Source organism: Neisseria sp. Marseille-Q1983 (assembly GCF_018224585.1).
Classification (GTDB): domain Bacteria; phylum Pseudomonadota; class Gammaproteobacteria; order Burkholderiales; family Neisseriaceae; genus Neisseria; species Neisseria polysaccharea.
The window spans coordinates 21,766-34,533 of record NZ_JAGTUI010000012.1 but is presented as its reverse complement, the minus strand read 5'-3'; the positions used below and the strand labels follow the sequence as shown (position 1 = coordinate 34,533).

Here is a 12,768-nt window from a genome sequence, read left to right as displayed (position 1 = left end):
GCACCAAGTGAATCGGTTCCGTACTATCTGTACTGTCTGCGGCTTCGTCGCCTTGTCCTGATTTTTGTTAATCCACTATAAAAGGATATTGAAAGAAAAAACATGACTACTTACCGTATCGCACCCAGCATTTTATCGGCAGATTTTGCACGGCTTGGCGAAGAGGTGGAAAGCGTCATTGCGGCAGGTGCAGATTTGATCCATTTTGACGTAATGGACAACCATTATGTGCCGAACCTGACCTTCGGGCCTATGGTTTGCGCGGCGTTGAAGCCTTATGCAAGCGTGCCGATCGATGTGCATCTGATGGTCGAACCCGTGGATGACCTGATTCAGTCGTTTGCCAAAGCAGGAGCATCAATCATCACGTTCCATCCCGAAGCGAGCCGCCATATTGACCGCAGCTTGAGCCTGATTCGGGACATGGGCTGTCAGGCGGGGCTGGTGTTGAATCCGGCAACGCCCGTATATCTGTTGGAAAACGTATTGGACAGGCTGGATATGGTTTTGCTGATGTCGGTCAACCCCGGGTTCGGCGGTCAGAGCTTCATTCCGCACACTTTGGAAAAAATCAGACAGGTTCGCGCCATGCTTGACTGCTATGAAGAGAAAAGCGGCAGACGTATTGCCATTGAAGTGGACGGCGGCATCAAAACCGACAATATTGCCGCCGCCGCCCAAGCCGGCGCAGATACCTTTGTTGCCGGTTCTGCGATTTTCGGCAAACCGGATTACAAGGCGGTAATCGATGCTATGCGTGCGGAATTGAAAAAAGTGGCAGATTGAACGCTGTATCGGTGTTTGAAATAAATCAATGTGTGGGGGACTGTTAGTTTTTGCACAAGGAACAAATAGAGTAAAAAAACGCTGAAATCTTCGGAAGACGTGGATTTCAGCGTTTTTTTGTATCCGGAAAAGTTACGCCAGCTTTTTCACAAAACCGCGCCGGAATGCGCGGTTTTTTGTTTGAAGCTGACGAGATTAGGGAATTTTTAAAACTGTTTTAAGAGGTTTTTAAAATCAGTTTACGGTACGGCCGAACCATTCTACCCGGCCGATGATGGCTGTATCGGTGTTGTCGGCTGTGAGGTCGATTTCAAAAGGTTCGTAGAGGGGATTGGCGGATTTAACCAAGAGCCGTCCGGGCAGGCGTTGGATGTTTTTGACGAACAGGTCGTTTCCTATGCGTAGGACGTACAGGCCGTCGCGCGGCTCGGTTTCGGCGTGGTTGATTAGGATGTTGATAAAAGGCTTTAACTAGAAACTGAACATGGAACTTGTATAATAGTTCCATTTTTTAAAAAATCTTTTAATATCATACATCTAAAAAACAAAGCATCTGAAGACCATAAGCTAAACATGAAACTTGAATTTAAAGGCGGAGTTTCATGTTTAAGCCTATTTTTTCCGTTTTTTAGTCGATACTGCTGCATATGTTTTTTGCAAATCTTCATCACTTAATTCAGTCAGGCTTTCTACTGAGAAATTTTTTTCGAGGTAACTTTTCAACCAATCTTCAAGCTCAAGCTGTTTTACATTTAATTTGATATAAGCGTATTTCTTTTTTCGCCAGTCGGGATCGTTGTTCTTTGATGTTGCTGTATTACTCAACCTACCCAGCCATTTTCTGAGATAAGTTTCTGCTTTGTCGTAATCGCTCAATGCAATTAGTTTGTAACTTGGAACTTTACAGTGAGCATTCAGACTAGCCCAAATTGCACGGATTGATTTTGGCGACCGTTTGGCAATCTCTTCAGCTGCGGCAACTTGTTTGACAAGTTGTTGCAGCTTTGAAGCTTGTTCAAGCGTTATATGTTCCTTGCCGGGTTTTGAATCGACACGGGTTCTGATGACATGGTTTTGGGTATTAATTTGATGAACAACAGAACCAGATGAGGCGATAACAGCGTTACTGACGTTGCCGTTAATCTGATTCTCAACGTTTGATTTGCCAATAGCGTCGTCCAATTTTTTATTAAGGTCGTCTGAAACAGCATTTAAATTTGCCGAATGAATGCCTGTAAAGACAAATTGAATATCCACCCCTAATTGGACAGCAGCAAGTAAAAAGTCCGCAGGAATGTTGACCTGCCCGCTTTCATACAGTCTCAAACTTTCTGCACTGCATCCAGTTTGCTCAGCAAAATTCTTTCGAGAGTATCCAAGTCGGCTTCTCTCTTCAACTAAATTCAATGCTAAATCAATGCGTTCCATAAAAACACCGCAAAATAGTACCAAATATATTTGCTATACCAAATATTTTGGGTATATCATTCAGGTAACAGTTAAGGCAGGCATTAAAGCCTGTAAGGTAAGTAAGTAAGGGATTCTATCATGGAGGCATTATGCAAGCGAACGAAATCTATAAATCCTTAGAAGAAAAAAATATATCGGCAAGAATGTTGGCTTCGGCTTTAGGGGTAACTAACCAATCTGTTTCTGAGGTCATAAGAAATGGACGAGGAAGCAAAAGAATTGCGGAAGCAATCGCGAAAGTGATTCAAAAAGATTTAGTTGAAGTTTTTCCGCATTACAAGAAAACAAATTGTCGAGACAAAAAGATAGCTGAATTGAAAGAGATGCTCGGAGTGGGTTGAAATGGAATATATGGACCTCAAAAGCCTGCTTGATTTTGGGTTGCCAAATATGCCAAGAACAGTAATAGGGCTGAGAAAAAAAGCGCAAAGGGATGGTTGGCAAACGAGAAGGCGTCAAGGTAAGGGTGGTGGTGTTGAATATGCCCTACCTACCGAAATCCGAGCAGCCATCATGAAACGGCAGTCGGACGAGCTGGCGGAAAAGATGCCGAAAATGCTGCCCCAAGTCAGACAGGGGACGGCGATGTCGGCTCAGGCACTGGCTGAAGCGGCCAAGCTGTTGAACGAGAAACAACGGTCGGTGGCGGATGCGCGATGTGCGGTGGTGGCGGCGGTGTTGGGGATTAAATACCAATACGGTTGCTCTGCGAAGGCTGCGGTGGCTCAGTTTTTGGGCTTGCTGGCAGAAGGTAAATTGGACGCGGTCACGCTTGGGAACTTGGAAAAGGCCAATGACCGCAGCCGGTCGGCGAAGGTTGGAGAACGTACTTTAGACGGCTGGATTTCTGCTTATTTGAAAGCGGAAAACGCGACGGAGCGGTTGGTTGCTTTAGCTCCGAAGACGACGAAGGCAGTTAAGCCGATTGAAAGCTACGGTTGGTTGCCGATGTTTATGCAGTTTCACAATATCCCGTCCGCGCCGAAATTGGCACACAGCTACCGCCGGTTTGTGCAGTGGGCGGAAGCGGAAAATATGCCGGTCAATGATGTGCCTAACTTGAGTATGGTGCGGCGCATTTGGGACAAGCTCCCGTTGATTATGCAGGAGCGCGGCAGGAAAACGGGGGCGGCTTATAAATCGCTGCTGCCTTATGTGAAACGTGATTGGGGGGCTTTGAAGCCTAACGATGTTTGGATCGGCGACGGCCACAGCTTTAAGGCGAAGGTGGCACATCCGGTACACGGCAGGCCGTTTAAGCCGGAAGTTACGGTGATTATTGATGGTTGTACGCGGTTTGTGGTCGGGTTTTCGGTCTCTCTTGCTGAAAGTTGTGTGGCGGTATCGGATGCTCTGCGTATCGGGGTCAAGCATTTTGGTTTGCCGATTATCTATTACTCGGATAACGGCGGCGGCCAAACCGGCAAGACGATAGACCATGAAATCACGGGTATTACGTCCCGACTGGGTATCCGCCATGAAACGGGTATCGCGGGCAATCCGCAAGGGCGCGGCATCATCGAACGATGGTGGAAAGACAATCTGATTGAGATGGCGCGGCAGTATGAGACGTTTGCGGGCAGCGGGATGGACAGCAGCACGAAGAATCTGATGTACCGCAAGATGGAAAGTGCGTTTAACGCTTTGGAAAAAGGCAAGGATTTGACGGAGGAACAGCAAAAATATTTGAAAAAACTGCCGAGCTGGTCGCGTTTTATCGCGGATGTGGTCAAGTGTATCGATGATTACAACAACCGTCCGCACGGCGAGCTGCCCCGACATCCGGACGGCGGGCATTATACGCCGAAGGCTTATCGGGAAATGAGGCTGGAACAGGACGGGATTGCGCCGGATATGTTGTCGGCGCAAGAGCTGGCAACGATGTTTATGCCGCAAGAGGTGCGAAAAGTACAGCGCGGTTGGCTGGATTTGTTCAACAACTCTTATTTTTCAGTCGAGCTGGCGGAGTATCACAAAGACGAGGTACGGGTCAGCTACGATTTGGACGATGCGTCGGTGGTCAATGTGTTTGATATGGACGGCAAGTTTATCACTAAGGCGCAGGCCAACGGCAATACCCGCGAGGCTTTCCCGACGGCTCGTATCGACCAACTGGCGGAAAACCGCCGAAAAGGCAAAATCAAGCGGGCGGAAAATGCAATCAAGCTCGCAAATGCGGAAGTCAATCCGGCTTTGGAACAGGCGGCAGTTTGGGACGAGCTGGGACATTTGGGCGGAAACGTCATCGAGGCGGAGTATGCGGTATTGCCGAAAACGGGCACGGACGATTTTGTGCTATTTGAGGCGGATAGAAGTTAAAACGGTTTTAAACCTCTTTTAAAAGGACTAAAAAAATGAAACAAATTAATCAAGCATTGCAACAAAAACTGGCTGAATTTAAAGCCAAATCAGGTATGAACCAAACCCAACTGGCACGCGGTATCGGTACTTCGCCCGCATCCATCAGTATGTATCTGAACGGCACTTATGCGGAAAAAGGCGGCAATTATGAAACCATCGAGCCGAAAATCGAGGCGTTTTTGGAGATGCAGGACAGCAAAGCGCGACGTGAAGAGCCGGTGTTTGGTTTTGTATCGACTAAGACGACACGCCGTATTGCAGAAGTGATGCGCGATGCGCACGAAGGCGGCGAAACGGTGGTGATCTACGGTCAGGCTGGCTTGGGCAAGACGCAGTCGGTCAAAAACTACTGCGAGAAAAACCCTGCGGCTATCTTGATTGAGGCTAATCCGAGCTTTACGGCTTTGGTACTGATGCGCAAGTTGGCGACGGCGGCGAAGGTATCGGCGATGGGTAGCCTGAATGATTTGTTTGAATCGGTATCGGACAGATTGCGTGATTCAGGCCGTCTGATTGTGGTCGATGAAGCGGAAAACCTGCCTTTACGCGCCCTTGAAATTGTACGCCGTCTGCACGATGAGACTGGCTGCGGCTTGGTGTTGAGCGGTATGCCCCGACTGGTGGCCAACCTGCGCGGTAAGCATGGCGAGCTGGTACAGCTTTACAGCCGCGTGTCTGTTGCGCTGAATTTGGGCGAATCTTTGCCGGATGACGAGCTCTTTGAGATTGCGAAAGCGGCTTTGCCTGATGCGGACGAAGAAACACTCTTGGAACTGGTTAAACATAGTAACGGCAATACGCGCCGGATGAGTAAATTGATGCGCGGCGCGGTACGCACGGCGAACAAGAACGGTATCAAGATGCAGGCCGGTATTGTTAAGAAATACAGCTCCTTAATTATCCGATAAGAAAGGCCGTCTGAAATGAGACACGAATATGCGGTACACGCCGGAGTCTATGAGGACACTTGGCACGATTATGAAACCCATAAACGGCGGAAGATTTGGCGGGCGGATATACGCGGCAAGCGGAAAGAGGGAGTTGCCCTCTCCCCCAGCCCTCTCCCACAGGGAGAGGGAGCGAAGGCGGTGCGCTGGTTAGGGCGGATTGGGTACGCAATAATTTTTTTGCCTTAAGAAAATATTAATTAATTGATTTAAAAGTAAATATAAAAATGTCTCATTTGTTTTGCGAACGAAAAACCAAGTGGATCGGTTTGGCTTTTTGGTTGTTGTTTTGGGCGGTTTTGGTAGGCACGATGCTGCACAGCTGCTCTAAGCCGGTGGTGTCGGCGGCAAAGTTGGAAATGTCGCGCCGCGAGCTTCTGGCGGATTTGGAGGCAAAAGCCCGGATCGAACAATACGAGGCGATGAGTACGGAAGAAAAAATGAAAGGGATTGTTTATGAGCGATAAGCCAATTTTATTGAACCCTGCGGCGAAACAAGAGGCTTTGGAACGTGCGGTCAAGGAAATCCGCGCGAAATATGGCGATAAGGCGATTGTGAAAGGATGTGTGAAATGAGTTTCGGACGACGCAATACGGATTGGCAGGCTTGGGGACAACACCGCAGGCGTGCGACGGCGCGAATGGCGCAAAAAAGCCGGGAGCGTGAAATCGAGGAATATCAGGCGCAGTTTGAAGATAAGGACGGCAAAGGTCGTCTGAAAACGGAAGGAAACAAAGATGAATGAAAAAGATTTGATCGAATGGCTCGAAGACCGTGGTGAGCTGATGGTCATGAAAAAAGACGGCGAAGGATTTGTGATTACCGCCCGCGCGCCGGACGGGATGTGGAAAACCGCCGAGGCGGAAACTTTGGCTCAGGCGATAACTTTATGGGAGGAAGTGTGATGTTTAAGTTTTTGAGAAACCGCGCGAAAGTTGAAGCACTTGCCAAGCACGAACGCGAACAAGGCTTGAGTAAGCCGAAATGTTAAACCCAACCTGAAAGGAAGAGAAAATGGCTAAAACCCGAATCAAACAGCCCGCCATCGAAGCGGCACAAGACAAAACGGAAGTTACCGCATTTATCCGCCAAATCGGCGACTTGCAGCGCGAAGTCAAACGCCTGGAAACCGAAGCCGGAGACAAAAAAGCGGCCATCGAAGAAGAATATGCCGCCCAAGCCGCGCCGATGTGTGCCGAAATCATGAGCCTGACCGAACGTGTGGCCGCCTACTGCGAGGCACATAAGGACGAGCTGACGGAAAACGGTAAAACCAAAACCGTGGACTTTACTACCGGCCTGATTAAATGGCGCATCCGTCCGCCATCCGTCAAGGTAACGGGCGTGGCCGCCGTCTTGGCGTGGATGTCGGAAAAAACGGCATATCAAAGCTTTATCCGCACCAAGCAGGAAATCGACAAAGACGCCATCCTGAATGAGCGCGAGCAGTTTGCGAATGGTCAGGTGCCGGGAATTAAGATTGTGAGCGGCGTGGAGGATTTTGTGATTGAGCCGAGCGAACAAATTCTATAAAATCAACAGCCTGATTTCAATTCAGTGTGTTGAAACGTGATTGAGCCTACGGAGCAGGAGCTTGCCTAGCTGGTTCAAATAGGCTTTAACCCATGATTAAAGGCCGTCTGAAACGGGGTTTAAAACCTGTTTCAGACGGCCTTTTTTCATGCCCTAGATTCAGGCTGCTTTCTCTTCCTGCTCGTACACGGCGTTGTAGAAAGCGGCGGACAGCTTGTCGGCTTTCTCGGAGGCGGTTTCAATCACGGCAGACAAACCGTCTTCGATTCCTTCCATGTCCATATCCAAAACTTTCAGATGGTTGAGCGTGAACACCAGCAGATTCAGGGCTGTGAGACTGTCTTGGTCGAAAGTCAGGGTATAGGTGGTATTCATGGCTTAACCCTCCAATCCCAAAGACTGTTGGCCGTGTGCCGTTGCCAAGGCGTGGCGGTTGCGGTATTTCGGGTCGGGGCGGTATTCGGTCAGACCCAGATCGGCGAGGCGTTTGAGGCGCGAGCGCACGTTGGACGGCGCAATGCCCAAGAGTTTGGCGGCTTCCGCCTGATTCAGTCCCATTTCGGTGTAGCGCAGCAGGCGCGCCATATCGGGGCGGGCGGAAAGGTAGGCGGCTTTGAGCCTGTCCGATGCCGGCGCGCGGCGGCGGGCAGCTTCGGCTTCCAGGGCGTTGAAGGCGGCGATGTATTTTTCCTTCCACTGCGCGGCGGCCGATCCGGTAAAGCCCATACACAGGAACACGAAACCGTCGCGGGTGATTTCGTAAAACGGTTGCGGCTTGCCGTTCTGCAACTCGTTGTTTTTATGGCAAAGCTGAAAATTCAGCTTTGCAAACTCGTCTGAACATTCGAGGTTTTCAATTGCTTGAAGGACGTTCTTGTGCTTTTTTCCGAAGTGGTTTGATACGGCGAGCGAGGTTGTAACCGGACGGTCGCCGGAGATTTGAACAAGTTGGGTGTTGTTGGTATTCATGATAGAATAGCCTTTCTTTTAGATTGCATTTAAAAGACACGAGAAAGAACGTTGGTGCGTTGCTTTCCCACTGTTCCCCCGATGTTCCACCATCGGGGGAATTTCATTACTGCCTAAGCAGTGGTTGAATACTACTTCGTTGTTACGAAAAGGTCAAGTTATTTTTTTAGAGCCTCTCGGATTCTGTCCTTAACCCATTGAGAAAAGTTAACTTTATCTACAAAATCTAATAACTCTTGTTCGGTATCACGGTTAAATGAAACGCCGCGATGTGCCCGCTTTTCCTTTTCATATCTCTTTTTTGATTCGGCTATTTTGTCTTCTTCCATAGGCATAATCCTTGATTTTTCATAAGATTGAGTTAGAATAGCAGCAGGTTTGAATCGGAAGGGGCACGGTGTTCTGCCACCCCTTTGTTTAAAAGCTATTTTCTAATTACATTCCCGAACAGTTTGCAATCAGAAAAATTATCAGCAATATAAACAGTTTCCAATTCATTTTTCTGCTACCTTTCCATTCAGACTTAACTTGCCCCGATTGGTTGCCGCCTCTCGGGGCTAAGTGCTTTCTGAATGGTTGTATTATATTTCGTTGTTACGAAAAAGTCAAGCATTTTTGCAACATAATCAAAGAAAATGCCGTCTGAAACGTTTTCAGACGGCCTTTTTTATGTCTGCCAATTTCGTAAAAAAACATCGACTTAATACTACATATTGTATTTTATTGGTATAATATGCGCTAATTTATACTATATGTTGTATTGGAGAAATGATGCGCCGGGCGTTGATTGCGAAAATTAAGATTGCTCAAAAGGAGCTGGGCTTGGATGACGGTACCTATCGCGCGGTGTTGGAGCGTGTGACGGGCAAGCGGTCGTGTACCGAGTGCAGTATCCCCGAGCTGGAACGCGTAGTAGAGGATTTGCGCCGGCATGGGTTTACGCCGAAGAAAACGGCAGGCCGTCGCCCGAACCGCCGCTCTTCCGCCGATCCGATGATGCGGAAAATCGAAGCCCTGCTGCTGGATAACGGCTGGACTTGGAATTATGCGCACGGTACGGCGAAAAAGATGTTTAAGGTTGACCGCGTGGAATGGCTGTCAGACGGCAATATGCACAAGCTGGTGGCGGCGTTGCAGATTAGTGCGAACCGCCGTAAGAAAGGGGCTGTGTGATGTATGAGACGGCAGATTTTGGCGCGGTCAAGCATCTGCTCCCTGATAGTGTACAGGCGTTGATTACGGTCATCGGGTTTAATGAAACGCTGGAGTTGGTGCGCCTGATGGGCGGTACGACTTATCCGTTGCGGCAGGGTTATACGAAAAACAGTCAATCCCGTGTTGCATACTTGGAGGAGATTATCGGCAGTGAGGCGGCCGGTCGGCTGGTAGAGGCAATGGCTCCGTGCAATCTGTTTATACCCCGCTGCGAGACGGCCTTGTATGAGCTGCGTAACCGTAAAATCCGCAGTCAGTTTGACCGACAGACGGCAGGCGGTACCCCTGCTTATGAGGCCGTTAACGATTTGGCCTTGGCACACCGTCTAAGCGACCGCCATGTGTGGCGGATTTTGAAGCAGGCGAATAAGGAAGCGGAGCAGGAGAATTTGTTTTAGAAAATGTATTTTTGAAGCCGTAAACCAAAATGGGATAGATAACCTGTTTTTGTTTACGGTTTTTCTTTTAAGTTATAATGCTGATTAATTATAATTTTTTTGGAAATGCTATGAGTAGCGTAAATGTATATACTCAAATCAGGCCTGATGACGAAGAAAGCAGATTTCATTATTTCCATGGTGCGGCTTTTGACAGCCTTTGTACAGAATACAAATGGGATTTTTTCGGTGTATCTTTGAATGAAATCAGGAATATCGTCGTAATAAATTCGGGTAATCCACATGCCGGTAAAAATGCTTTATGTGATTTGTTAAGGGCAGACGGATTCAAATGGCCTGAATTTGATAAATGCGTGCAGTATTGTGTGGCAAATCATAAAACTGGCTGGTTTTATGAATTTACAAAATACTACCCCAAAGAGCCGCACAACCTGCACGACTTGTTACAGCTGATGGTATATCAAGAAATTTGCAAGTTGGCCAAAAAACTAGGGTTGTCGAAACTGCATAGAAAAAAAGCAGATTTAATTGAGGTTGTGTCTAAAGCTACAATATGGGAAAACTGTATTGAATTGGCACAAAGTGAGTATAAAAAGGCCTTACAGGCATACCACGAAAGAGAATTCCCGTATAAATGTGAGGCTTTATTGTTGTCTGTATCGGTGCGTGAATCTGCTTTAAGAAATTTGAATCTGTATAGTGAATATCTTGATAACGGATACAAAAAGCCCTTATTAAAACTTGATTTTGACCAACACCCTGAATCTGACGATTTGGCAAAATTGTTCCTTGATGATGGATATAAATCTATTGATGGAGACAATCTAGCAAACTTAGACATATTGCCGCCATTTTTCCCAGCCGACAGAAGTTGGTTTAACTGCCGTTAAAAAAACAATTCTTAAAGGCCGTCTGAACAACAGACGGCCTTTTTGTTGCCTACTGACACTGTTTCGCCCGCTGCAAAAGCCATGCCGTTTGAAAATGTAAGCCTCTGAAAGTGCATTTTAATCTGATTTTGAGGGAGGCTTTAATGAGCAAAATTATTTGTCTGACTGCCGGCCACAGCAACACCGACCCGGGCGCGTGCAACGGCTCCGACCGCGAGGCGGACTTGGCGCAGGATATGCGCAACATCGTGGCATCTATCTTGCGTAACGATTACGGCTTGACCGTACGCACAGATGGCGAAGGCAAAGGCAATATGCCGCTGCGCGAAGCAGTTAAGCTGATTCGCGGCTCGGATGTGGCGATTGAGTTTCACACCAACGCGGCGGCCGCGAAAACGGCCACTGGCATTGAGGCTTTGAGTACGCCGAAAAACAAACGCTGGTGTCAGGTGTTGAGCAAAGCTGTTGCCAAGAAAACCGGCTGGAAACTGCGCGGCGAAGACGGCTTTAAACCCGACAATGCGGGCCAGCATTCGCGCCTGGCTTATGCGCAGGCAGGTGGCATTGTGTTTGAGCCGTTTTTTATCAGTAACGACACTGATTTGGCCTTGTTTAAGACTACTAAATGGGGCATCTGCCGCGCGATTGCGGACGCGATTGCGATGGAATTGGGAGCGGCGAAGGTATGAAAAAGTCTTTGATTGCTTTGGCTCTGTCTGTGTTGAAACCGCAGGTGCCTGAATTTGAGATTAAGCCTGCCAGTATTGGCTATTTGAAACAACATCCGTCTATGCGCATGGGTAAGTCGGGCGTGGCGGCAGCCAAACGCGCGGCGCGTAAACGCAAGAATCGTCGTTAATCATGGGACAGGTTGAGTTTTACGAAAAGATGATTGAGCTGTGGTCGAGCAAAAGCCGCGAGGCAAGCGAACAGGCGGACTTGCCTGCGTTTGAATTTGCGGAGGGCGAACTGGCCAATTATCGGGAAATGCTGAAACGGCACCTGCAAACCAAAAGTGTGGAATAGCAATGCGTATTTTGGATATTTTTAAAAACCCGGCGACAGGTAATGTGTCGCACTCGAAACTGTGGGCAAACGTTGCCTGCGCGGCTGGGACGTTTAAATTTGTGATGCTGCCCGACCCGTCAGCGGAGATTTGGGCGGTGTATTTGGGCATTGTCGGCGGCTATGCGGTGGCACGCTCGTTGGTCAGTGTGAAGCGACAGGAGGCCGAGAATGAATCTCGTGAAACTGCTGGCGAATAACTGGCAGCCGATTGCCATCATCGCGCTTGTCGGCACGGGTTTGGCGGTGTCGCACCATCAAGGCTATAAGTCGGCGTTCGCAAAGCAGCAGGCGGTCATTGAGAAAATGGAGCGTGACAAGGCGCAAGCCCTGCTGTTGTCGGCTCAAAACTATGCGCGCGAATTGGAACAGGCGCGTGCGGAAGCTAAAAAATCTGAAGCCAAGGCGCACGCCGTCGGCATGGCTTTGGCGAAAAAACAGGCGGAAGTCAGCCGTCTGAAAACGGAAAATAAAAAGGAAATCGAAAATGTCCTTACTCAAGACCGTAAAAATGCAAGCGGCGGTTGTATTGACGGCTTTGGCCATCACGGCCTGCAGCTCTACAACCGCGCCCTCGGCTACGGAAATTAAGGTTGTCGAAAAGGCGGTCATGCCGACACCGCCTGCCGCGTTGATGGTCGCGCCAGTACGCCCGAATCCGCCGAAAGACGGCAAGACGGCCACGCTGTTGGAACACGCCGCTGAGTTTGGCGGCTATGTTGCCGAACTGGAAAACCAAAACGCAGCGTGGCGCGACTGGGTCAACAGTCAAGCGGAAGTTGACGGTTCGGAGGGTGCGCGATGACGACTTATCGTGAGTTGGTGCAACGCACGGTCGCCTGCCGCCATGCGGATTTAGAGCTGGGATTGAGCCGCGCACGCGAGCAAGAGCCGTTTGTCATTCATGTTTCAGCCCTGTTTGATAAGGCAGGCATTGAGTACGCAGTGCGCATGGATAAGGATTTCCAGACGACCTTTTGTGTGGAGTTTTCCGCGACCGCCCCTGCTGATGTGATTGGTATTTTGCGGAAATATTACTCAGTCTTTTTTGACGGCCAAAAGGTCGAGGCGGCGAGCCGAAATCCCGAAGGCTATTCGGTGCGTATCGTATTTGGCGACGTGCCGGTTTAAAG

22 protein-coding genes and 1 pseudogene are annotated in these 12,768 nt (G+C 48.8%); 18 read left to right on the top strand and 5 right to left on the bottom strand.

The genetic code is table 11. The features are described from left to right. Window positions 1-102: 102 nt before the first annotated feature. A complete protein-coding gene (gene rpe, locus KEM39_RS04280) occupies window positions 103-786 on the top strand; it encodes a ribulose-phosphate 3-epimerase (RefSeq protein WP_118996836.1) in 684 nt (227 codons plus the stop codon). A gap of 234 nt (window positions 787-1,020) precedes the next feature. On the opposite strand, the pseudogene KEM39_RS04275 reads toward rpe, so the two are convergent. Together KEM39_RS04275 and KEM39_RS04270 are read right to left on the bottom strand one after the other, a co-directional pair. Next, window positions 1,021-1,242 (bottom strand): annotated as a pseudogene (locus KEM39_RS04275) (S24 family peptidase); the annotation flags it as partial. Between the two features lie 156 nt (window positions 1,243-1,398). Beyond that, complete coding sequence (locus KEM39_RS04270) at window positions 1,399-2,214, bottom strand: transcriptional regulator (protein WP_002224561.1); 816 nt, start codon at window positions 2,212-2,214, stop codon at window positions 1,399-1,401. Window positions 2,215-2,345: 131 nt separating this feature from the next. Here KEM39_RS04270 and KEM39_RS04265 point away from each other — a divergent pair, with 131 nt between their 5' ends. The 7 genes from KEM39_RS04265 (at window position 2,346) to KEM39_RS04235 (ending at window position 7,098) form a co-directional block, all read left to right on the top strand. Further along, entirely contained in the window at window positions 2,346-2,597 is a 252-nt protein-coding gene (locus KEM39_RS04265) for a helix-turn-helix domain-containing protein (protein ID WP_070441668.1), read from the top strand. Between the two features lies 1 nt (window position 2,598). Beyond that, a complete protein-coding gene (locus KEM39_RS04260; protein WP_211709646.1) occupies window positions 2,599-4,575 on the top strand; it encodes a Mu transposase C-terminal domain-containing protein in 1,977 nt (658 codons plus the stop codon). A gap of 35 nt (window positions 4,576-4,610) precedes the next feature. Next, window positions 4,611-5,525, top strand: a complete 915-nt coding sequence (locus KEM39_RS04255; RefSeq protein WP_211709645.1) for an AAA family ATPase — start codon at window positions 4,611-4,613, stop codon at window positions 5,523-5,525. Window positions 5,526-5,791: 266 nt separating this feature from the next. After that, on the top strand, window positions 5,792-6,031 hold the full coding sequence (locus KEM39_RS04250; RefSeq protein WP_211709644.1) for a hypothetical protein: 240 nt from the start codon (window positions 5,792-5,794) through the stop codon (window positions 6,029-6,031). A gap of 105 nt (window positions 6,032-6,136) precedes the next feature. Then, window positions 6,137-6,310 (top strand): hypothetical protein, encoded by a 174-nt coding sequence (locus KEM39_RS04245; protein WP_002213627.1) that lies wholly within the window; start codon window positions 6,137-6,139, stop codon window positions 6,308-6,310. Continuing rightward, the gene (locus KEM39_RS04240) at window positions 6,303-6,470 is read left to right on the top strand and encodes a hypothetical protein (protein WP_211709643.1); all 168 of its coding nucleotides are present in this window, start codon (window positions 6,303-6,305) and stop codon (window positions 6,468-6,470) included. The genes KEM39_RS04245 and KEM39_RS04240 overlap by 8 nt, the downstream gene beginning before the upstream one ends. A gap of 109 nt (window positions 6,471-6,579) precedes the next feature. Continuing rightward, entirely contained in the window at window positions 6,580-7,098 is a 519-nt protein-coding gene (locus KEM39_RS04235) for a host-nuclease inhibitor Gam family protein (protein ID WP_211709641.1), read from the top strand. Window positions 7,099-7,257: 159 nt separating this feature from the next. Here the strand turns inward: KEM39_RS04235 and KEM39_RS04230 are convergent, their stop codons facing one another. The 3 genes from KEM39_RS04230 to KEM39_RS04220 form a co-directional block, all read right to left on the bottom strand. Beyond that, on the bottom strand, window positions 7,258-7,473 hold the full coding sequence (locus tag KEM39_RS04230) for a hypothetical protein (protein WP_118996830.1): 216 nt from the start codon (window positions 7,471-7,473) through the stop codon (window positions 7,258-7,260). Window positions 7,474-7,476: 3 nt separating this feature from the next. Continuing rightward, window positions 7,477-8,067 carry a Rha family transcriptional regulator gene (locus tag KEM39_RS04225; protein WP_118996829.1) on the bottom strand — a complete coding sequence of 197 codons (591 nt, stop codon included), beginning with the start codon at window positions 8,065-8,067 and terminating at the stop codon, window positions 7,477-7,479. Between the two features lie 158 nt (window positions 8,068-8,225). Beyond that, complete coding sequence (locus tag KEM39_RS04220; protein WP_164729365.1) at window positions 8,226-8,396, bottom strand: hypothetical protein; 171 nt, start codon at window positions 8,394-8,396, stop codon at window positions 8,226-8,228. Window positions 8,397-8,838: 442 nt separating this feature from the next. On the opposite strand from KEM39_RS04220, the gene KEM39_RS04215 reads away from it, so the two are divergent. From KEM39_RS04215 to KEM39_RS04170, 10 genes are all read left to right on the top strand, one after another. Further along, window positions 8,839-9,240 (top strand): gp16 family protein, encoded by a 402-nt coding sequence (locus KEM39_RS04215; RefSeq protein ID WP_118882953.1) that lies wholly within the window; start codon window positions 8,839-8,841, stop codon window positions 9,238-9,240. After that, window positions 9,240-9,680, top strand: a complete 441-nt coding sequence (locus tag KEM39_RS04210) for a Mor transcription activator family protein (protein ID WP_118996828.1) — start codon at window positions 9,240-9,242, stop codon at window positions 9,678-9,680. Before KEM39_RS04215 ends, KEM39_RS04210 begins: the two co-directional genes overlap by 1 nt. Window positions 9,681-9,790: 110 nt before the next feature. Next, window positions 9,791-10,570 carry a hypothetical protein gene (locus KEM39_RS04205; protein ID WP_101135008.1) on the top strand — a complete coding sequence of 260 codons (780 nt, stop codon included), beginning with the start codon at window positions 9,791-9,793 and terminating at the stop codon, window positions 10,568-10,570. Window positions 10,571-10,713: 143 nt separating this feature from the next. Beyond that, entirely contained in the window at window positions 10,714-11,259 is a 546-nt protein-coding gene (locus KEM39_RS04200; RefSeq protein ID WP_211709639.1) for an N-acetylmuramoyl-L-alanine amidase, read from the top strand. Continuing rightward, the gene (locus KEM39_RS04195; protein ID WP_211709638.1) at window positions 11,256-11,429 is read left to right on the top strand and encodes a hypothetical protein; all 174 of its coding nucleotides are present in this window, start codon (window positions 11,256-11,258) and stop codon (window positions 11,427-11,429) included. Before KEM39_RS04200 ends, KEM39_RS04195 begins: the two co-directional genes overlap by 4 nt. Before the next feature lie 2 nt (window positions 11,430-11,431). After that, the gene (locus KEM39_RS04190) at window positions 11,432-11,596 is read left to right on the top strand and encodes a hypothetical protein (RefSeq protein ID WP_127213204.1); all 165 of its coding nucleotides are present in this window, start codon (window positions 11,432-11,434) and stop codon (window positions 11,594-11,596) included. Between the two features lie 2 nt (window positions 11,597-11,598). Continuing rightward, a complete protein-coding gene (locus KEM39_RS04185; RefSeq protein WP_211709637.1) occupies window positions 11,599-11,835 on the top strand; it encodes a hypothetical protein in 237 nt (78 codons plus the stop codon). Next, window positions 11,807-12,226, top strand: coding sequence for a hypothetical protein (locus KEM39_RS04180; protein ID WP_211709636.1), 420 nt, complete (start codon window positions 11,807-11,809; stop codon window positions 12,224-12,226). Before KEM39_RS04185 ends, KEM39_RS04180 begins: the two co-directional genes overlap by 29 nt. Then, window positions 12,123-12,440: a hypothetical protein gene (locus KEM39_RS11980; RefSeq protein ID WP_211709635.1), complete on the top strand. Its 318-nt coding sequence runs from the start codon at window positions 12,123-12,125 to the stop codon at window positions 12,438-12,440. The genes KEM39_RS04180 and KEM39_RS11980 overlap by 104 nt, the downstream gene beginning before the upstream one ends. Further along, window positions 12,437-12,766, top strand: a complete 330-nt coding sequence (locus KEM39_RS04170) for a hypothetical protein (protein WP_211709634.1) — start codon at window positions 12,437-12,439, stop codon at window positions 12,764-12,766. Before KEM39_RS11980 ends, KEM39_RS04170 begins: the two co-directional genes overlap by 4 nt. Window positions 12,767-12,768: the final 2 nt, after the last annotated feature.